This window comes from Microbacterium sp. NPDC056052, from assembly GCF_042266785.1.
Classification (GTDB): Bacteria; Actinomycetota; Actinomycetes; order Actinomycetales; family Microbacteriaceae; genus Microbacterium.
In genome coordinates, this window is sequence record NZ_JBHJWV010000001.1 from 198328 (window position 1) to 219284 (window position 20957).

Sequence of the window (20957 nt, forward strand, 5' to 3'; positions counted from 1 at the left end):
GCGACCCCGCGCGATCGGATCATCTTCGCGATGCTCCTCGGGACGCACTTTTTTCGACCTGATCTGGCCATTTATCGATCTGACTGTTTCGAATCCCGCCTGGTGTTTACCGGTACACATCGCGCGTATCGGTACATACCTTCAGCGGTCCGGTTGGGTGCGGGGTCTGAGCCTGAGTTACACCGAGTCTGAATCGCTGGATGTTCGCGCCGTCTGGAGATGCTCTCGGGCAATCGCGATGATGATCCGGGCGATCTCATCTGGCTCTATGTGCGTATTGGTCTCGGAGAAGACCGCGATCCGTCGGTTTGACGTCTGCGGTCGGCGAGTGGCAGCGCGAGTCGGCGCAAGCGCTCCTGGGTTCTGACAGCGTTCAGATTCCGCCCTCCGCTGCGCGTTGAGCTTGGCGAAGGCTCGATATGCGAGCCCAGTCTGTCTGACAAGGTTCGGATCGCGTCGGGTCGCTTCGCTTCGAGCGCTGGCGAAGTCTGAACTGCGCAGCGGTAGGTCGAAGAGGTATAACGTCCGTAGCGAACTCCGCTGCTCGTTCGTGAGGCGCCCGAGCGACTTGCCGCCCTTCTCCCAGTCTGCGCGCAGGGCGGCTCGGCGGTTGCGATAGTCGGTGTCGTTGATTCTTGGCATGAGCCATTGTCGTGGTCTTGCCGCTCATCAGTGTGTTCTCTGTTCCGTTCTCATCATCAGCGTCGCCCGCGCTTACTGGGGTGAAGCGGTCGAGTTGCTAGACCCCGGACGGCCTGGCGTAACGATTCGACGAGGAAGTTCGACGGGGTCTGCAAAGATCGACAGCGTAAGGGCGCTTGACGCAGAAGGAAGAGACGAGCATGAGTCAGATAGACCTCGGAGAGAATCCCTTCGCTTCACCGTGGGATCCCGATCTCCGACTCACGGATCGAGCCGGAGCGGTGACAACCGAGATGGACAACGACGAGATCGTCCTATTGTGGACGCCGGACCGCACAGAGTCCGATCCGCTCGAGATGATCCGATTCGATACTGCGACGAACGTCCTTCGCGTCTTCCCTAGATCGATTGAGCGGGATGAGCTTCGAGATCAGTTCGATCGCATACGCGAGCTGCGTCTCGAGGGGTACGGATGGGACCCATCCGAACACTCTGAGGAGAGCGACCGATTTGGTTTGCTCCGAGCCGTCGGACTTCCGCTTGGCTTCAACGTCTTTTACGCCTATGGGCTAGGCATCCATCGGCACTACCAGGCGTTCGTCCGGACGATCGAAGGGCATTCCACGGGAACAGTTCTGAGCTTCACGCGCGATGGCACGGAGGGGCAATCGCAAGATGGCGATGTCTTCAGGGTTTCGCTGCAACGGTTCGAGCACTATCGCGCCGCTGTTGAGAGAAACAAGGGACGCAGTCGAGTCGCAGCGAGCCGTGTGAACGAGGCTGAGAGACACAACACGGTCGCAGATCTCTTCGACCTGCCTCAGGTCAACGTCAAGTATGGCCGGAACGAGATTGTTCGAAGACTCACTGAAGAGGTGTCCACGGGCTACGTCCTGAACGCCGCTGACCGAGGCGTGCTTGTCGACCAGGTTTCCGCGGCTGCTCCGTCCGTAGCTCGAGAGGAACCGGAGAGATTCGGACGCCTCCGCACGGACATTGAGCTTGTCTCGCTCGACACGCTCGTCGAGCAGTTCGAGGGAGCTCTTGCCGGCGGACACGCGAGCTCGAGCAGCGAGTCTTACTGGCAGCGGTTCTTCGACGCGAATCGGTTTGCGCTGCAGCAGCTCTTCGCAATGCCGATCGTCACCTTGATTCCGCAGGCTCACCTCCGAGGTGCTGACGCTCTTGGCGGGGGTGCACGCATCGCAGATTTCCTGTGCGCCAACAGCGTGACTCGAACGGCAATGGTGGTTGAGATCAAGACCCCGGGTACCACGATCATGGAGCCGCGGCCATATCGAGGTGGCGAGGCTTCGGGAGTCCATGCAGTGCATAAGAACCTCAGTGGCACAATCGCTCAACTGCAATCGCAGATGGCAGCGATACCGCAGGAACTTTCAAGTCAGCTGGCGAGAACTCCCAACCTGAATCTCGATCCGTGGAACGACGTGCGAGGAGCGATCATCGTCGGGAAGGTTTCGTCGCTCTCGGCGCCGCAGCTCGAGTCTTTCGTCCGTTACCGTAGCGCGCTTTCGACGGTGACGATTTTAGGCTATGACGAGGTCTTAGAACGGCTGAAAGGGCTCCTTGCGATGCTCGGAGGGAGTCGTGATTCGGTCTCATCTGCGTAGACGGTCGATTGAGTACGTCGCCCGACACGCCAGCTGTACTCCGAGCCCGTTCGACCACCCGACAGCCAATCAAAAGTCGTTTCGATCGTGACGTCGTCAGAGATGAGATAGGACGTTCCGGACAGGTTCGCGTAAGACACGGTGACGTTAGGTTCGGTTCTCGATAGCGTCCGGAGGCGTTCGGCTGCGCGCTGATCTACCAGTGACTCGTCGCCGATGATTATCGTCACGTCGGTGCCTGCGCGCGCTCGCTCTCTTAGGTATCTGCAGAACTGTTCATCCACCACATCAGAACGTGCTGACTGGGAGGCGATGAGCAGCCGCTTCCTCGAGTGCAACTCCGCTTCCAGCAGATGGTCGAGGTGCTCGATTGACTGCACATCAGATTGCTCGGCCCCGGGGGGTGCATTCATACCGAACCGCGGGTCGGGAATGAAGGGGGCACGTGCGACAGTTATGCGCAGTTGCGTCGCGGCAGCGGTGGCCTGGAGCGCTGATTCATGGGCAGATGAGATCTCGTCGTCGACATAGACGGCGAGCTCAAGTTCCTGCGATGTGCTGTCTCCGAACACGAGCAACTTTGCTGGAGCCCAGAGGTGGCGCCGACCAGCGAGCCTGTTGACTCGAAGGATAGTGGCTCGACGGCCCGGCACGATTCGATTCAGATCGTTGATCTTGATGTCGGTCACGCCAATCGCAGCGTTGGCCGCTGCGGGAACGAGCGTCAGCCCCCGTTGCGTTGCTTCGCGGCGCCTCAGGAGAGTCGACTGTTGATAGGCCACGGGTCGCCAGGCGAGTCGGTCGAAGATGAAGGCGATCTCTTTGAGCTCTGGTTGCGTCGCAGTCAGCTCGCGACTAGATACCAGTCCCTGTGCAGTCAGGCTGAATCGTGTCGAGTCTTGTCGCGTGAGGTTTCCCGCGCTTGTTTGCCGGACGGCAGCGTCGAGGAGGAGGTCGTTTGGCAGGCCCATGTATCTCGCGATGTCTTCGATCGTGTTGACACCCGTCTCTGTGAAGCGAAGGAGGAACTCATCGATTGCGGGCAGACTTCGCCTGTCATGGACCAAGACGTCTGTGCGGAGAACAGATACAGGTAGCGCGGCATCCTCGACAGCTAGCAGCCTAAGGCCAGGTCGCGCATCTGCGTATCGTCGAAAGATGCTCGTATACGTCTGGATCATTCTTCCACCGGCATGAGCGCGCAATCGCCCGGGTGACGCTCGACGTATTCGAGGACCTTCGAGAGGCCGCTGTCCTGGGATCTGATGAAATCAGAGTCACCGATGATCGTCAGACCGAACCGTGCCCTGGATAGAGCGACGTTGATCCGCCGCCAGTAGTCCGGGCCAAGGAATCCCAAGCTTTTCCTGTGGTTGCTCCGCGTTACTGAAAAGAAGGCAATGTCTGCCTCCCGTCCTTGTACTGCGTCTACCGACATCGCAGCCACTGAGAGGTTCTTGAATGATACGGCCGCGAGGCGGCGGCGAATGTCGGCTACCTGGCTCATGTAAGGCGCAATAGCCAAGACTTGGAGCTTTTGCCCCGATTGGGGACGAACGACTCCTTGTTCGAGTGCCTGGTCGAGGCTGAGGATCTTCTCCACCATGATCTTTGCCTCCGCGCGGTTGGCCACCGAGGTTCCGGCGGCGCTCGCCTCCCGGCGTTCGCTGCCGAGCGCCGATGTGTCGATCCACGTCACAGGGGCGCCGGCCCATAGGTCGTATCCGGGTATGCCGTCGTTCCGCGGGGACCGCAAGAGACCGTCGTAGAAGCACTCCGATATCATCGCGCCGATGGCGTTGATCATTCGATACTGGTGTTGTAGAAGGATCTGGGAGTCGGCCGGTAGATGGTCGACAAGCCGCTGAAACAAGGTTTCGGTGATGTCGGACGGCGTCAGGTTGTGTTCAGCCAGGATTGCGGGGCTCCGAAGAAGGTCTTCATCGCTTGGCGGTAGCTGTCTGGTGTCTCCCACCACAATCCATTGCTTGGAACGCGAAATAGGAATCAAGGCTTCGGTCAACGTTGCCCGCGAGGCTTCATCGACGATACAGACGTCAAACTCTGTGCGGGCAACGGCTCTGTGACGAAGGAGGCCAACACACGTGCCCGCGACGACCGATGTCGTGGCCAAGAAGAACTCAGCGATGTCCTCGTCTGATTCGATGCGATCCATCCACTGGGCCTGGAGCTCGACACGTCCCATAAATGACTGCGCGTTGGGCTTCCCGATGAGGATGGCGGCGAGTGCTTCTCGCGCGCCGACGGGCGAAAGGTGGCGGTCCAGGATGAGGTCGCTGCCGAGGAGCGCCTGGGCGTCTTTAACGTGTTCCTCGATGCGTTCGTCAAGTTTCTCGATCCGTGCCTGAATCTCCTCCGGCTGATCGACCAGTCCATCGTCTTCGAGGCCGGTGACGGAACCTGTCGAGGCCGGTTTCTCCGTGAGCCTGGAGGCCAGGAAGAGGCGTTCCGTTCCGAGTGCAGCGACTTGTTCGAGGAGGAGCGCAGCGCGTGCCTGATTCACGGGGATGTCGTATTTGATCGCCTCCTGCTCAATTGTGGCTTGCGCTCGACCGCGTATGTCGTCCGCCCATCGGGGGAGACGATTCTCAAGCAGCAGTGCATGAACGGAGGGGTCGACGGCTGACTGGTCGGATCCCGCCACACGGACGATGTTGGTGAGGCCCACTTGGGAAATGCGTTCGAGCGCGTTATCCACCGCGGCGTTTGTCTGCGAGGCAATAAGTACGCGTTTCCTCGGATCGCTGCGCAATACCTGGTGCACGAGCTCCGCAATCAGCCGGGTCTTGCCAGTGCCCGGAGGCCCTTCGATGACCAGAAGTCCGGAGCTACCAAGCGCGAGCTCGATCGCACGCTGTTTGTCGGCGTCCATGTCAGAGTGCCAACTGTCGACGCTGTACCGATCGGGCGAGGTGCTGGTAGAGGGGTCGACGACAACTTCGCGGATCGCACTGTTCGGCACTTTGCCGTCTCGCAGAGCGTGGAGAGCAGCCCTCTGCCGTGATAGAGCAATCGAGCTCGGGGCATCGAATGGGCGGAGCGTTCCGCGCAGTGGGATCGACTTCGCTTTTCTGCGAAGCAGGATCGTCAGATCCTTCCCGTCCTGCTCGACGACTTCGCCGCTAACGCCGCGAACGGGCTTTTCTGGGGAGATGGCCTCCCAGAATGTTCCGACGAGGTCGGTGTGGGGCTCCTCAATGAGCGCGAAGGTGACTCTGCGTTCGACCTGTTCGCAACGTCGGTATGTCATGGGTTCAACGGATCCGCGCGCGAGGTCGGCGCGGGCATCGAGGATCCGGCTCCACAGATCGAACAGTTCGTTGACTTCTGCGTCTTCGCGTGGCGAGAGGCGGGCGTCGAGATGGGCTTCGAGGAGGCGTTGTAGCGCCTGCCAGCCGCGCACTGGCGCGGCCGGGTTCAGGGGGCGCTTAAGTTCCCACCGGAACACGGCGGGAAGCTGAAGAGAACGGCGACGTTCTCGCTCAATCGTTTCGAAATCTCGGGGGGAGACCGCGGTGATCGTAAGCGGTTCACCGTCTTTTCGGGGAGCCGATAGCGAGTATCGGTGGGCGGCACCATAAAGGAACATCCAGGAGCGATCGGGAGCCCCAGTTTCGTCGATCCCGAACTCGGCGTGGACGGCTCCGTCGAGATCTTGAGCGACCACCGATTCGGCCGCCGCGCCCGCCGCGATCTGTGCCACGTCCCTACGGGCACGACCGGTGAAACTGAGCCACAGAGTGTTCTGGCGTTTCCCGGCGACCTCCGCCGCCATGTGCCACATGTCATCGAGCAGACCCTCAAGTTCGGTGGCAGACGATGGCCGCAGGTCGGGATCAAAGCTGACGCAGCGTGCGAGTATGTCCCGGACACCGTCGGGGACGTTTATCGCAGCTAACGCAGGTCGGATCTGGTCATAGTCGGAGATTGGTCCATTCGTCATGCACCGGATGGCCAGCACTCCGAGGCTGAAAACATCTCTAACGTACGGTCTACGCGTCTCCTGTTCGGGGGGAGCATACGGAACAGAACGGAACCGCCTGACTGTGTGAGTGCTCGGCGGGCCCGACGCGCGAACAGTCGCGATCCCGAAGTCAGCAACAAGTGGGCGTTGCTCAGAGTCCACCAGGATGTTGGCCGGTTTGATATCGCGATGTTCAGTATTGTTCAGATGCGCGTATGAGATTGCGGAGACGATCGGTCGAAACATAGTGGTGTAGAAATCGTCCCAGCGGTCCCAACTACTTTCCGAAAGCAGCTGCTCGAGGCTGGAGTCAACCCACTCAAGTACCACGTAGGGCGTTCCGGTCTCATCGACCCCGGAGTCCCGGATCCCGATGATGCTTGGGTGAGACAGGCGCCGTAGGGCTTCGGTTTCACGCTCGAACATGCGTTTGGTGAACTCATCTCGCCACGGCTGGATGAACTTCACCGCCACATAGTCGAAGGCCTTCAAATCGAACGCTCGCACGACGGTGGACTGGTTTCCTTGAGGAATCTTCGGCCCATCATCCTGGAGCGCGTACCGTTCCTTGACTACCTCACCCATGGACCCCCCTCCCCTGACGCTGCAAGACTATCTACGACTTCCGACAGCGGGACCGATAGGCGAACGAGAGAAGGCGCTGCCGGCCGTCACCTCGCACCGCGTCACGGCCAAGATGTTTCCGGAACCGGGCAAAGCCCCGCGAACCTCAAAGAACGCTGGTGGCACAGAATCTCCGACTGCTGTGATCGGAACCCCGTACGCGTCGACTTCTGTTTCGTAGCCATCGCGGTGCGGTCCCCCTCTTGGGCTAGAGCGCTCTCGCTCGGCGTTGCCCGGCCACGGTCGCTTGTGCGTGGGCGGTCCCGTCGAGCGTTGTGGTCACGCGGCCAATGAGCCGCTCGGTCTCGAGCATAGAGACGAGGGCATGGATTGTCTCGCGATCTGTCGCCTCGAAGCCGTCCGACGATCCGCGATTGACGAAATGCACGAGAAGCTTGTCGTGTAGCCCGTTGACATCTACTCCTCGCTTTCCCTGGACCGCCAACCAGACCCTCGGACGCAACCTTGTGATGCTCGTTCCGGCGAAGGACCTCGAAACCTCAACGAGTCCCTGCTCAGCGAGGGAGGAGATGGCCTCTTCGACAAGCTCGTTCGTCAGGTCGAGATCAGGCAGCCGTTCTAGCAGCTGCGACGCGCCGACCGAGCCGGGGCCTCTCTCAAGGATCATGTCGACAGTCGCGTCAAGGACGGCATCGTCCACAGGCTCGGGCAGAAGCTTCGGTGCGCGACGTGAGTAAGCCGGCGGAGTTCCAAGCGGTGGCGCGACGTCCGAACCGAATATCGTCCCCGCGATATCCGCGATAACCCCCGGAAGCCCGAGCGAGGCGAGGGAGCTGTAGCGCAGGTGCTGCAACGCGGGTGGCACTACTACGTCGTCGATCAGAACGGGGATAATTCGAGTCCCCTTCTGGATTTTCCGGATCACTCCGGCGTCGAGTTCCTCGGCGACCCAGGGCTTGGAAATAGACGTGCTCGACAACACAACGATGAAGACGTCCGCATTGTCGATGCCGTGCGCAAAAACCCTCTCCACGAGGGAGTCTCCTGCCCGGATCTCCCACTCATCTACCCAAGCGTTCACTCCTGCAGCTCGAAGCCGGGTCGCGAACTCGGTTACGAACCGCTCTTTGTCTTCGCTGGCGTGGCTAATGAAGGCTCTAGGCGAGTCGGGCATGCGTTCAGGCTAGCGGGACCTGCAGACATGGAGTGGGGCGTAGGAGCGTGCTCTCGAGTAGGTGTTCGTGCCGAGGTGCCCTTGGAGGTCTGGTTGAAGTCGGCGAGCCGGCCGCGCTCTTATCGAGAAGGAACGGTGCAGTCCGACGACTTAAGCGCTTGACATCGCTTGGGCGGAACATACACGGAATGAGGATGACTAAGGAAGCCGCCCGACGAGATCCGAGACTGGTGGGGATCCACTTCCAAGCCGCTCGTTCTCTCCTGCCCGGGGCGTACTAACCCGGCCTTCGTTCTCTGTGCCCGACGCCTTGAGTCGCGGTCTCCGATACGGTGAACTCGGAGATTTGGCGGTTGACGCATTCGTGGCTTTGGAGGCACTCGGGATGACATGGATGCAGAGAAACGCAGTCAGGTCTGCATTACAGCCGGTTGTGGTGCCCTCGGAGGCGAGCGCCTGGAACCTGCTGTCGCTGACTCCCACCTACCAGCCAGTTGCGCATGGACCGTACGTGGCAGCGATCCGCGCGGCTCTCGCTGATGAGAAGGTTCGGAACATCGCCCTATCGGGCAACTATGGCGTCGGCAAGAGCAGCATTCTCCTTCGAGTTTCCGAGCTCGAGGCACCTCGTGTAGTAGAGCTCTCGCTATCAACCCTGGCCCCGGTCGAAGCTCCGGATCTTGATCACAACGCGCTCCCTCCGCAGGCGACCACCCCGACCAATCGGATTCAGCAGGAGATAGTCAAACAGCTCCTTTATCGGGAGGAACCCAACCGCGCGCCAGGATCGAGATTCCGCCGTATCGAGCGGTTCCGGTGGCCGCGGGAACTGGGACTCAGTGCGATCGTCGGCTTCTCGGTCGCGGTTCTCTTCCTCGTCGCAGGCTGGGGCGCTACCGTCACGACGACTTTGGCGCCTGTGGTGGACCTTGCGCTCTGGATCTATCCGACCGTCTGGCTCGTCGCTACCGCCGGGTTCTTCGCCCTTCGCTACCTGCTCCAGGGGCGGGTGCACATCAAGGCCTTCTCGGCGGGGCCGGCAGCGGTCACCCTCGATGAGCACTCGGTATCGTATTTCGACCAATACCTGGACGAGATCGTCTACTTCTTCGAGACCTCGGAGCGCGACATCGTCATCTTCGAAGACATCGATCGGTTCGACGACTCCCACATCTTCGAGACCCTCCGCTCGCTTAACACCCTGCTGAACGCCGCCCCGCAGCTAGATCGACGCACCATTCGCTTCGTTTACGCCATTAAGGACAGCATCTTCGACCGAATCGGCCTGGAGTCCGAGGGGCGCAAGGACGCGACGTCCTCGGAGTCCGACGATCCGGCAGTGGCGGAGGCCGTGCGCGCGAACCGCACGAAGTTCTTCGACTTGATCATTCCGGTCGTCCCGTTCATCACCCATCGCAGCGCCCGCAACCTCGCAAGTCAACTGCTCGAGGGACTGGACAACAACGTCTCTCCCGACTTGATCGACCTGGCGGGCCGGTACGTGCCCGACATGCGCCTGCTGAAGAACGTGCGCAACGAGTTCGTCGTCTTCCGCGACCGAATCTTCTCCGGCGACGGCAGCGAACTCGACCTGAGTGAGACAGACCTATTTGCGATGATGCTCTACAAGAGCACGCACCTTGGCGACTTCGAAGCGATTCGTCTTGGCAAGAGCAACCTCGACGTGCTCTACGCGGCGCACCGGCAGCTTGTTGCTGACAACATTCCGCGGCTAGAGGCCGACATCCGCATCACCCGGCGCAAGCTTGCCCAGGTCGGCAAGATCACTGTTCGCAGCGAACAGATGGGAACGCGCCTCCTCGCGCACATCGAGCGTCTGATTGCCGCGGCGGGCTTCAACACAAGCAATCCTCAATATTCTCTCGGTCGCACCGCGAAGACAGCGGAAGAACTAAAGACGGCCGACTTCTGGCGGGAACTCTCTGGAGCTGGGGACGCGGCGAAGGTTGGCTGGCGGAGCAACTACACCGGCCAGCAGCTCAGCCTGACCCGCCAGCATCTTGTCGACGAGCTAGGCGACTCGCTCAACGCGTCCGCGTGGGAGGAGGCTGACCGCGACGACCTCAACGCCACGCTCGAGACACAGCTTGAACAGCTCACGTTCCTGCGCAGCGCCGACATGGGCGAAGTCATCAAACGCCCCGAGTTTGACGTCGAGTACGACAACGAAGTGCAGTCCCTCGCCTCCGTCGCCGAGACCCTGCTCACTGAGGGGCTCGCGTTCCAGCTCATGAGGGCAGGCCACATCAACCGCAACTTCACTCTCTACACGTCCACCTTCCACGGCAACCGCGTCAGCCCGGCGGCGACGAACTTCATCATTCACCACGTCGAGCAGAACTCGATGGATGCGCACTTCAAGCTGAACGGTGACGACGTTGACGCGGTCATTCGAGAACGGGGCGTCAGCGCCCTGGGCGATCCTGCGCTCTACAACATCGCGATCCTCGACCACGTGCTAGCAACCGACATTGCCAAGGCAGACGTGATGGTGGCCTCCCTCGCGCGAAACACCGGTGAGCCCGCGGCCGAGTTCCTTCAGGCGTACCTCACCGGCGGCACACAAACCACCAAACTCATCGAGCGGCTCGTACGAAAGTCCGCGAGTATCCTTCACCACCTAATCGCCAAGGCCGACCTCGACGACGCCACGAAGCTGCACCTCGTCAGCCACGCGCTCGCAAACCTCGCACCCGGGATGAAGTACTACACAGATGAGGCCTGCGCGCGGTATTTCCTCGACAATTATGCGGCCATGCCCGCACTGACCGCAGACACCCTCAACGCGCAGGCAGCGGTACGCATCGCCATCGTCTTTGGGATGGCGCCAATCAAGCTCCCTGATATTACGCCATTGACCGAGACGGTGCGGCGCGCGTTCGTCGATCGCAACGTCTACACCGTTACGGAATCGAATCTGCATTCGGCGCTCGGCGTCCAAGCCGACCTCGCGCTCGACCAAGTCCGCGAACGTGACACGGGCGTCTACGAGTACCTTCTCGATAACGTCAGCCCATACCTCGCGGTGGTCGAGGACCGCATCGCGACCAATCACGCCGCGGACGGATTCGCCGCCACGATCGAGGACGTGCTCGACCGCGACGTCGAGCGAGTCGATGACGTCATCACGCGCGCGTCAACCGAAAGTCGGATCGCCGACCTCGGCGCGGTGTCGGAGTCGGCGTGGCCTGCGCTCGCACGAGCGAACCGCTTCCCCGCAACGTTCGTGAATGTATCTCGCTACCTCGCATCAGTCGGAACCCTCGACGAGAACTTGGCCGTGGTGCTCAAGGGCGCGCGAACGATTAGCGACGTCGATGGCGCGACAGAGGCGGACAAGGTTGCACTCGCCCTCACAATCCTTGGCGCGAGAAAGGTCCTGCACTCCACTTACCGCGTCCCTCTCGTCGCAAGTCTCGCCTTGGCGGATCACCTTGGCATCTCGGCGATTACTCCCGAATCCGGACAGTTGTTTGCCCTTCTCGTCCAGAACGACGTCATTCCCGACGACGCGGACACGTACGACCGGATGGCGGGCATCGACTGGGAATGGCGAGAGCAACTCATTGGGGTCTCCCGCGCCTTCAAGACCTACATGACACCTGAACTCATCGGCGATGATCTGCGTTCCCTGCGGGCAAGCTCCAAGATCGGCAAGCCCCTCAAATTGCTCACCCTTGACCGCGCAGCTGAGTACGCGGCGGCCAGCGACGCCGCCGGACGCCGCGAACTCGCGCGATTCGCCATCACGAGTCAGCGGGAAGTTCCCGCGGAAGTGGTCGAGCAGCTGGCTACGGATCGCGTCGATGCCCGAACCGTCGTCACGCTCCTTCAGCCCCACCTCAACGCTCTTGACGACTCCAGGTTGTTCACGATCCTTCGAACGATCGGCGGCAAGTACGCACAGCTGACCACCGTCGGGCGTGACCATCCAACTGTCGTCAACGATCTACCGCACCAGGCGTTGTTGAAATCACTCACTGCACGGGGCATCGTCAGCTCCTACGATGCGAAGGGCCTGGCGCTCGTCGTGCACAAGAAGCACAAGTAGGCCGCCCGCGATGACAGAACTCATTTCCGGCCGATACCCACGACGGGCGCTAGCTCGGGGCTCAGCTCGTCGGTACCCGAGGCGCAGAGATCTCCAAGCGTGTCGACACCTACGCGACGGCTCTCCATCACGGCATGACGGTCGCCGCGATGAGCGACCTCGACCTCTCATCCACCTCCGCTCGGCTCGCCGTGGGATGCCGTGCAGGTTGCAATACAGGCATGGGAACGTGAAGCACGCTCGCTCAGTCCGACGGCGTAGCTCGAGAAAGTCGAGCGCTGTCGGTTGCTGGGCGGGAGCAAGTCGATGCGAGTGCCCACTAATCGATCTGCTACCTGCGATACCCGCAAGATTGAAATGGGTTAATGACGTTGGTCGACCTAAGTTGAGGGCTTCGCTGCGGTGATCGCGCTACCGGGTCGCAAAAGGCTCCATAGAGTAGCTGCCGGGCTTTGTGCAGCAACAAGCAGTCGACCGCGACATCGTCAGTCGGAGAGATGACGTAGCCGCCATTCATCGCCTAGTTGATGTCAGCGTCTACACCGAACGGGCGTACCGCGATCCAGTCAATGTCGTCGTTGATGAAAAGGAACTCTCTACCTGCGGGATTACGACGAAGTCGTCCCATGAAAGCGAAGTAGCTGCCTTCAAGGTCTTCGAGCCGTTCGAGTCCTGCGCGAGCGAGAAGCGTCTGAAGTCCTTCTTCTTCAACGACAACGGTGGGAGTGAAGCGTCCGGTGTTGAGCCAGGCGCCGCCGTCGTCTTTGACGTGGGGGAATCGAATGGTGCCCCAGTAGACGCGAAGGCGATTCTTGTGTTTTTCTTCGATTTCGGAGAGATGCACACAACCAGAGGAAACGCTCTGGCGGGTGTCATCGGACATGATGAGCAGCGTGCGGCTGTGGCGGAAGTTCTCGCGGAGCACGAGCTGGCGCAGTAGCCGGGCCAAACCCATGGCGGATGTGCGTCTGCCGCCAGGCCCGTGGCCGGTGTGACGAGCCGCGGTCCCGTGGTGTCGGGGTGCGGTGCTCGGGTCGTCATCGATGTGTCGGATCGCACGGGCGCGGTCCGGATCGATACGGAAGATGTCGCCGGCGTTGATCCACTCGTCGACCTCGTCCAGCGCGGCTGTGCCGCCGCCGTCGGTGACAAGAGACGCTAGCTCGCAGTTCTCTTTATGGGGCCGTGCGCCGAAGCATGCTCGGCGCCCGTTTCGAGCCGCGCGAACGAAGTAGGCGTCGGCGCCGCATCCGGTGCAGACGAGGGCTTCGCGCAGCGCGTCGCGTTCCGATGCGGCCAGGTCCGCGAAGTCGTCCGCCCAATACACAAGGCCGGTCGTCAGGCTCTTGGCCTCTTCCATCATTGACTCCTAGTCCGTCAGCCGGCGGTACTCGTGACCAAGTTCCTCGAGCCTCGCGTCGAGATCGAGGGCGTCGGGTTCAGCGGGAGCGACGATGCCCCGTCGCATGTCCACGAAGACAGGAGCGACGGCGCCATCCTCTTCGCGCGCGATGAGGTGCTGAACCAGGCGCATGGTGTCATCGGCGAGCTCCTCCTTGTTGAACCAGAAGTAGGCGGCCTCGCGATGCCCGTCGCTCCACTGCTCGGCAACGAGCGGATGGGTGCGGATCAGGACCTCGCCGAGATCAATGCGCTTGCTTCCGGAGGGAATGTGGCTAGCGCCGTTCCACCGCGCAGCCACATCACTCCATCGGTCTCGAATCGCTTCGAAGCTCGGCCGCCGCACGGTGGGGGCGGCTTGCACCACCTGGTGCAATGCGGTGCCATCTCGCGTGGTCTTGCGGTCCCGAACGATTGCCTGACGCACCGGCCGCCAGAAGTCCGTTGCGGGTGCGTACTCGCTCGTCACCTGGTCCGCAATCTGCCGCGCGATGCGGGGGCGCGCCTTCGGCGTGGCATTGGCAAAGCGGATGAATGCTCCGAGGCCGATTTCCATGACTAGTCCTCTCGTCGGACGCCCTTGAACGGCGAGCCGTCGCTCTTGCCGTCCATGAAACGACCCGTTGATGTGTCGCGCTTTGTGTGCGTTCCCGTCTTCGGGTTGTACGACTGGGATCGGCCAGAGACTGCGCCTTGTCGGAAGCCCTTGCCCGTGTTCTTAGCCATCACATCCTCCTCAGGAGTGTTGCAGTAGTGAAACAGTACGCCGATGCTAACACGCCGTGTTTCAGTTGCGCAACACGCGCCATCGTCCGCGATACACTGGGATGACCAAGTCACAGCATCACCCTCGACATTGGAGCCTCGATGACCAACACCGTGATTGACGTCAACGGCCTTGCCAGCGCACTAGAACAACGGGTGAAAGCCGATGGGATCTCTTGGCGGCAAGCTGCCGGCCAGATCGGTGTCAGCCCATCGCTGCTCACCCGCGTACGCAACGATCAGCGCCCAGATCTTGACGCGTACGCGCGCATCGTCCGTTGGTTACGGATCTCTGCTGATGTCTTCATGATCGACCCAGAAGAACTTGCGTCCCGGGAGGAACCCGAGCTTGGCTCGTCGATTAATGCCCTCCTACGTGCGAGAAGCGACCTCGACGAACAAGACAAAGAACATCTGACCAACATCTTGTCGCAGGGGCTTGTGTACTTCCAGCAGACGAGGAAACCGAGCTGACGGATGAACAAGGCTGCACTGGGTCGCCTCGCGAGCGAAGTCCGCAAGGATTTTGGTTTAGGTGACGATCAACCCTTCGACCCGTTCCAATGGTCCAGTGAGAACGGGATCCCGTTTATCTCGTTGCGAGAGTTCACCGCTGATGAAGCAGCCATGCGCCACTTCCTGGAAGAACGGCCCCACGTATGGTCAGCAGCCTTGCTCCACGACGGACGTCGGCATTTCGTTATCTACAACCCGGAACGCAGCCCAGAACGAACCCGATCCGACCTCACGCACGAAGTTGCGCATTTCGAGGCCGAACACGACCCGTCCCCGGCGTGGACGGACGAGGGTGGAGGATGCGGCGGCACCTCCAAGGCGATGGAGCGGGAGGCAGCTGAACTCGCGGGCGCAATTCTCGTCCCGCTCGAAGGTGCCAGACGATCTGCGATTCGAGGTCTCGCGCCGCAATCCGTTGCGCTTCGCTATCAGGTAAGTGTCGAGATGGCCGAATGGCGCATGCGCATGTCCGGCGGGTATGAGATTCGACGACGGGCTCGGGCCAAACGCTAGGCGGTGAAGGGGCGCGACCCGTACGGGTTGAGAGTGCCGTCCTTCTCCATGCTGGATGGATGCTGCGCTCGCGAAGGCCTTGACCTCTTCCGCACAGTCGGGGGGATTTGAATCCCGCTGCAGTTCGCGGCGATGTCTCACGGAGCAAATTGACCTGCCTCAGGTTCTTGTCGCGGGCGACGCGGCGAACGGCTACCGGCCTGGGCGGGGGCGGATGGGTACGGCCTCGTTGTGGAGTGCGGTGAGGACGGTTTGTGGATCGAATCCGAGTCGCCGCCCGATGCTTGCTGCGGACTGACCGTCTTGGTATGCCCCGACGGCGAAAGCGATGTCGGTCACGGTCATTCGTCGAACGGTTGCGACGCCAGCGGCGGACAGATGCTTCGCTGCAGTTTGGCGGGTCACGCCAAGCGCATTGGCCGCCGCGATGACGCTCGCGTTCTCGCGGTAGTGCGCGATGAGGACGCTTAGCTCCGCCGGCTTGAGCTGCCGGGCTCGACTTTTCACGGCGGCAGCGGATGTGAACGGGCGCCGTGAGCGATGAGCTTTGCTCGACAGATCAGCGGGGCTTGCGAGCCGTCGCGATTGTTTGGAGTAATCATGCAGTAGGTCCACGAAAAACCCCTGGTCACCCAGGGGTTTTCGTGTATTCGGATGGGGTGGGAAACACTCTGTTCCCGAGATGCGACGGAAAGCAACGCCCGCTGCTGAACGGCCATGGAGGGCGTCGAGACCCTACCTAGTGCAGACGCCGCGCGTGCGAGACGCATGCGCGAAGACACCAACGCCACAACTTCTATGGCTTCCGCGGGACGAAAGCCGGGTCTGTCGCCGGCTCGGCCCCGAAGCGCAGCGCTCACGGGTCTCAGCGCTGCCCGCCATCGGGTTGCGATCCGTCAGCTGTGGGATGGTGGACGGATGCGATCGATGAACATGGGTCAGAGGGCGATTGCGGTCGCGCTCGCGAGCGTGCTGCTGTGCGGAGCGGCGACAGGCTGCTCCGTCATCGCCTCGGAGATCGACCACCGCGCCGGTGAAGCGACCGGCTACGGGAACATCGCTGAGGCTGTCGTGGCCGCGTCCCCCAGAGTGCTGGCAGTGGAAGACCTCGGAAAGTCGCTCAACGGGTTCGCCTACCGGCTTGACCTGTCACTCGTGACAGACAGCGGCGAACCGTTCTCCGCAGACGAACTCGATGCGGTCGTCGAGGCGATCTGGGGTGCAGTGCCATGGGAGCCGAACGCGATTGAGATCACGGCCGGAGCGGACACGACCGACGGTCACGAGGTGGTCGATCTGAGGGCGGCGGCGGACGCCCTCGCTCCACTGGGCGTGACGAATGCGGGGACAGGGGGAGTCGGCCTCACAGGCATGACCGAACGCTATGGCGCATGGACCGGACCTCGGTGAGACTCTGACCTCGCTACCGCGCATGCCATCCGCTCGAAGACTCGGCCGGGCACCCCGCATGCGAGGTGGCAGACTGCTCCGTTGAGCGATCTTCGTGATGGAGGACCAATGGATGGCGTGAGTTCCCTCGAGTTCGACACCGCCGCCCTGCGGGGACCGGTCGACCGATCGGCACACGTCCGCCCGCGGGGGAGCGCGATCCACGGAAGCGCTGAGGAAGAGCTGTCGGTGCGACGGCTCGTCATCGGCGTCGTCGTCCAGGTTCTCGGCTTCGGGGTGCTGGCCGCGATCATGGTGGTGTTCGTGCAGATGATCTTCGGCGGAGATGGGATGAACGTCCTCACCTGGATCATCGCGGCGTTCATGGTCGCGCCGTTCGCGATCGCGCAGATCAGAGCGTTCGGATCCCGCCGTCGGGAGCTCGACGAGAGCACCTACCGGCTCACGCGCTTCGCCGCAGACAACCGGATGAGTTACGTCGTCGCCGAGCCTGCGGTGCAGCATCCCGTCACCCGATTCCGCGCCGGCGGGCCGCTCGCGATCAGGGATCTGCTGCGCGCGCCCGCCAGATCCGGGCTCGAAGCGGGCACCTACTGCTACGCGCGGAGCATGGGGCGCTCGACAGTCGCGCACAGTTCGAGCTATGTCGCGCTGGATCTTCGGGCCGCAGCGCCATCGATGACCGTGGCCACGAGGTTCGGCGACGTCTGGAGCCAGGCGTCGACTCGCGGAGGCACACAGCATCAGGTCAGCATCAACGAGGACTTTGACGCGCGGGTCCGTGTCTACTGCGAGCCCCAGGACGACGATGCCGTGCGGAAGCACCTGACACCGCAGGTGCGTGATGCTCTGCTTGAGGTCGCCGGGAAATGCGACATCGAGGTGCACGGCGGACGGATCTACGTCATCGCCCGCAAGGCCCTCCCGTTCGCCGATCCCGCGTTCTGGCGCTGGGTCGGCGACATCGATCGTCTCGTCTCCCTCTTCTCTTGGCCGGAGGCGCCGGTGCCGGTCGAGACGGCATCGGGATGGAGGAGCCGCAGCGTCGAGCGCGACGCGCTCTTCGCGGTGTCCCGGTCGGGTCGCGGCTTCGCCATCGGGGCCCTCGTCATCGTTCTGGGGCTGGCGGCGGCCGCCGTGATCACGGCGATGAGCTGAGGCGCCGTGCCGTGACGGCATCGAGAACTCGTCGAGAAGGTCGGCCTGCTCCGCGGGGAGTCGGATCGCCGCCCTTTCGTCTTCGCCGATGTCGATGCCGTCGATACGCGGTCTCGGTCAGATTCCCGCGTTTGTGAACGTTCCGTTCAGCGATCCATCGAGATGGATGCTGTGTCCGCCGAACATGGCGCCGTCGTCGAACTCCAGGCTGAACGAACCATCATCGCTTCCGACGTGAATCGACAGCAACCGGAGCCGGGACGCAAACTCATCTGCGTCGAGTGACGTGGTGTCCTCACGCCAGCTCTCGTTGTACAGCGGGCACAGTTCTTGTGCCGCGAAGGCGGCTGCGCCCGTCTGCCAGGTATCCGCGTCTTCGGTCAGGGTCGCGATCGTGCGGGTCGTCTTCTGCATCTGAGGAACGCTCGCCGCTGTGACGGACACCTCGATCTCGCGCCCGAGCCATGGCACGCGTCGCGTGAACCACCCCACTGCGCGGTCCTCGATCATCGAACCCAAGGCTGACGACTCGAACGTCTGCGGTGTCGTCTGAGCGGCAAGAACGGCCTCGAGCGCTGCTACATCGCGGTGCGGGAGAATCTCGACCAGGAGAAACTCGTCGACCGTATCGAACGTGAAACCCATCTCCGCCAGCTTGTTCCTCGCTGTCATTTCCGACGGGCTCAGATACCCGTTGCCCTGACGCACTTGAAGTGTGTAGATCTGATCTCCGCGAATGCTCTCCCGCAGCATTGCGAGTTCGCTCTCGTCGACGAGCCGCACCAGCTGAGCCTTTTTCGTGTGGAGTTCCTGTCGGGAATCAGGAACGAGAGACACCCATGCGGTTACGTCGATGGATGCTGTCCACAACCCGTCCGCCCCGAGCGGATGCCCTGCCCCAACCTTGTGGCCGGTGACGCCATTCGGCCCGGTCACCACGGCGATCTCCACGATGTCGGCATCGAATCGTGCTTCCTGCCGTGCGAGTTGCTCAGAGGATTCCGTCACATCCGCGATTCTAACGACGCTGGGATCGCGGCCCTGATCGGGCTAGGCTCGGCGAATGACGAACGCCCGTGTCCCCGGCTCCGCTTCGGAAGAACTCGTCAGGTTGCTGGAGACGTCAGCGAACGTGCAGATCGCGGGCACCGCTTCACGGGCGAGAGTGCTGTTGAACGAGGGCGCGCAGGTCGATGACCGCATGCGGGAGGCCGTTCAGCGCATCGGAGAGCGCTTCGAGTTCTATCGCGACGGCTTCGCACCGCGACTCCTCGACGAAGCAGACGCGGGGCTATCGCTGCTCTACGAACTCTTCACCGTGTCGCCTGTTCCGCGACGCTCCATCGATGCGCAGGATCGCATCGATCTCCCTTCCGGCAACTGGAAGGCTCAGCACGATGGGCTGTGGGATGCGCTCGTACCATCGAGCGGGGCGGCAACCACCGTGCAGGGCGAGCTGATTCGTGTCACCGGGAGAATCAGAACCGAGTTGCACGACAACGGGGGCGCCAACTGGGACGCCGACTACGCCCTGATGGCGGCCTCGATCCCCGCAATGCTGCGCCAGGGAACGCCGATCGACGCCGAGCTGACGGAAGAGGCGTCGTCTCTGGCCGACTCCATCCTGACGACGGACACAGCCGACAGGCTGGCGGAGTTGGCAGTCTGCTGGGTCGCCGCGAACCGCGAGCCCCTCCCATTGGCACAGCCCGCCTACCGACGGTAGAGTTCCACGTCGCTCCGCCGCCGCATCGCGAGCGGCGTCCAGCCGGGGGACTACCCGAGGCGCTTCCGGAGGGGGCTCACTCGACGCAGGCCGCCGTTGTCGGGTCGATGCCGTGGATCGTGGCCCACTGCGTCTGCAGCTCAGCGCCGAACTGGGCCGCCGGGCCGGACAGCTCCGGTTCGCATCCGGAGGTGCTGAATCTCCCGAGCACCTGTCCCGGGCGGGCGGTGATGGTGACGCTGTAGACGTCGCCGCCAGGAGCGGCGGCCTCGAGCAGGGTGCGGATCGACGCCCATCCGGGGGCATCGGTGAGAGCCGTATCCGAGGTGAGAGTCGGCGCCAAGGCCGTAGGGATCCTCCACCACAGTCTGGGTGGGCCGCTCTTGAACACGTCGACCCTGAGCTCGAGTTCGCGCTCGGGGTCGTTCCGGGCGAGGCCGCGGTGGGCGGCGTCGAACTCGCGAAGGATCGGTCCCAATGACGCCGGGACCGGGGACTCGATGGTGGAGTCGGACCCGATCGCAAGGGTGAGGAGGTCTGTCCGCGTCTGCATCGAGAACTCGTCGAGAAGGTCGGCCTGCTCCGCGGGGGAGAGGCCGTCTTCGGCCAGCCGGATCCTGCGGCCGTCGTCGACGGAAGCCGAGATCGGCATCCCGTTCTGTGCACGGCCCAGCCATTCCTGGACGAAGGTGACTCCGGTGGGCGCGGAACCGGGGCCCACGGTGAAGGAGGCCTCCGCGACGGTCGCGACGGTCAGATGCAGCGGGGCCGCGCCCGAACCGCTGACTTCGTATTCGTCGAAGCCTCCGTCTTTCGAGGACAGCCAGGTGGTGATCACGCGGTGCGCCTGCTCCGCCGTCGCACGCCGATCCAGCTCGACGTTCGTATCCCTCGAAATCCCCGCGTCGAATCCGCCGTCGTCCACGGTGCAGTCCGCCGACCCGACGCCCGGAAGCGGGCGAAGGATCTCGCAGGTCGCGTCCGCCGCGCGCTCGGCCTCTGCGACGTCCATCGGAGAAGAGCAGGCCCCCAGGGAGACAGGCAGCATCAGGACGGCGAGAGCCGCCAGCGGACGGGAGAATCGTCGCGGAGCGGTCCGCGCGCCGCGGCGGACTCTCGCCTCGGCGATCGCCCGTGCCAGGACCGGATCCGCCGCGGGGTGCGCACGCGAGAGCCCTGCGAACAGCGCGGCTCGCGCGGATCCTTGCTCCCCCTCTTCGACAAGACGACGAGCGCGGGTGAGCACCTCATCGATCGGCGCATCCATCGTTACCCCCCCCCACCATGACGCAACACCCCGACCCCTCGCAGCTCGACAAGGCGCGTCCCCAAGAACCTATCGCCCCGAGCGGGGAGGGGGGCTCCGCAGCAAGGGGCGC

The 20957-nt window shown here is 62.6% G+C and carries 14 protein-coding genes and 1 pseudogene; 8 read left to right on the plus strand and 7 right to left on the minus strand.

Translation table 11 applies throughout. The features are described 5' to 3' along the window. Positions 1-935 precede the first annotated feature (935 nt). Positions 936-2273: a Shedu anti-phage system protein SduA domain-containing protein gene (locus ACFC1J_RS00980; protein WP_375901673.1), complete on the plus strand. Its 1338-nt coding sequence runs from the start codon at positions 936-938 to the stop codon at positions 2271-2273. On the opposite strand, the gene ACFC1J_RS00985 is transcribed toward ACFC1J_RS00980, so the two are convergent. The 3 genes from ACFC1J_RS00985 to ACFC1J_RS00995 form a co-directional block, all read right to left on the minus strand. Continuing rightward, the gene (locus tag ACFC1J_RS00985) at positions 2195-3454 is read right to left on the minus strand and encodes a hypothetical protein (protein WP_375901675.1); all 1260 of its coding nucleotides are present in this window, start codon (positions 3452-3454) and stop codon (positions 2195-2197) included. The genes ACFC1J_RS00980 and ACFC1J_RS00985 overlap by 79 nt on opposite strands. Then, positions 3451-6843, minus strand: coding sequence for an AAA domain-containing protein (locus tag ACFC1J_RS00990; RefSeq protein WP_375901676.1), 3393 nt, complete (start codon positions 6841-6843; stop codon positions 3451-3453). The genes ACFC1J_RS00985 and ACFC1J_RS00990 overlap by 4 nt, the downstream gene beginning before the upstream one ends. Positions 6844-7090: 247 nt before the next feature. Beyond that, entirely contained in the window at positions 7091-8017 is a 927-nt protein-coding gene (locus tag ACFC1J_RS00995) for a toll/interleukin-1 receptor domain-containing protein (protein WP_375901678.1), read from the minus strand. Between the two features lie 385 nt (positions 8018-8402). Here ACFC1J_RS00995 and ACFC1J_RS01000 point away from each other — a divergent pair, with 385 nt between their 5' ends. Both ACFC1J_RS01000 and ACFC1J_RS01005 read left to right on the plus strand, forming a co-directional pair. Continuing rightward, positions 8403-12089: a DNA-binding protein gene (locus tag ACFC1J_RS01000; RefSeq protein WP_375901680.1), complete on the plus strand. Its 3687-nt coding sequence runs from the start codon at positions 8403-8405 to the stop codon at positions 12087-12089. A 53-nt stretch (positions 12090-12142) separates the two neighbouring features. Next, positions 12143-12350, plus strand: a pseudogene (locus ACFC1J_RS01005) (CoA-disulfide reductase); the annotation flags it as partial. 259 nt (positions 12351-12609) lie between these two features. Here the strand turns inward: ACFC1J_RS01005 and ACFC1J_RS01010 are convergent. Both ACFC1J_RS01010 and ACFC1J_RS01015 read right to left on the minus strand, forming a co-directional pair. After that, positions 12610-13449, minus strand: coding sequence for a hypothetical protein (locus ACFC1J_RS01010; protein ID WP_375901681.1), 840 nt, complete (start codon positions 13447-13449; stop codon positions 12610-12612). 9 nt (positions 13450-13458) lie between these two features. After that, positions 13459-14046, minus strand: a complete 588-nt coding sequence (locus tag ACFC1J_RS01015) for a hypothetical protein (RefSeq protein ID WP_375901683.1) — start codon at positions 14044-14046, stop codon at positions 13459-13461. Positions 14047-14357: 311 nt separating this feature from the next. Between ACFC1J_RS01015 and ACFC1J_RS01020 the strand changes: the two genes are divergently transcribed. The 4 genes from ACFC1J_RS01020 (at position 14358) to ACFC1J_RS01035 (ending at position 17852) form a co-directional block, all read left to right on the plus strand. Then, entirely contained in the window at positions 14358-14729 is a 372-nt protein-coding gene (locus ACFC1J_RS01020) for a hypothetical protein (RefSeq protein WP_375901684.1), read from the plus strand. 3 nt (positions 14730-14732) lie between these two features. After that, the gene (locus ACFC1J_RS01025) at positions 14733-15284 is read left to right on the plus strand and encodes an ImmA/IrrE family metallo-endopeptidase (RefSeq protein WP_375901686.1); all 552 of its coding nucleotides are present in this window, start codon (positions 14733-14735) and stop codon (positions 15282-15284) included. 927 nt (positions 15285-16211) lie between these two features. Further along, positions 16212-16694: a hypothetical protein gene (locus ACFC1J_RS01030; RefSeq protein WP_375901688.1), complete on the plus strand. Its 483-nt coding sequence runs from the start codon at positions 16212-16214 to the stop codon at positions 16692-16694. 228 nt (positions 16695-16922) lie between these two features. Continuing rightward, a complete protein-coding gene (locus ACFC1J_RS01035) occupies positions 16923-17852 on the plus strand; it encodes a hypothetical protein (protein ID WP_375901690.1) in 930 nt (309 codons plus the stop codon). Positions 17853-17969: 117 nt separating this feature from the next. Here the strand turns inward: ACFC1J_RS01035 and ACFC1J_RS01040 are convergent, their stop codons facing one another. Then, a complete protein-coding gene (locus ACFC1J_RS01040) occupies positions 17970-18860 on the minus strand; it encodes a DUF2262 domain-containing protein (protein ID WP_375901692.1) in 891 nt (296 codons plus the stop codon). A 55-nt stretch (positions 18861-18915) separates the two neighbouring features. Between ACFC1J_RS01040 and ACFC1J_RS01045 the strand changes: the two genes are divergently transcribed. Next, complete coding sequence (locus ACFC1J_RS01045) at positions 18916-19578, plus strand: hypothetical protein (RefSeq protein WP_375901694.1); 663 nt, start codon at positions 18916-18918, stop codon at positions 19576-19578. 76 nt (positions 19579-19654) lie between these two features. Here ACFC1J_RS01045 and ACFC1J_RS01050 read toward each other — a convergent pair whose 3' ends face one another. Beyond that, the gene (locus ACFC1J_RS01050; RefSeq protein WP_375901695.1) at positions 19655-20845 is read right to left on the minus strand and encodes a hypothetical protein; all 1191 of its coding nucleotides are present in this window, start codon (positions 20843-20845) and stop codon (positions 19655-19657) included. Between the last annotated feature and the right edge of the window lie 112 nt (positions 20846-20957).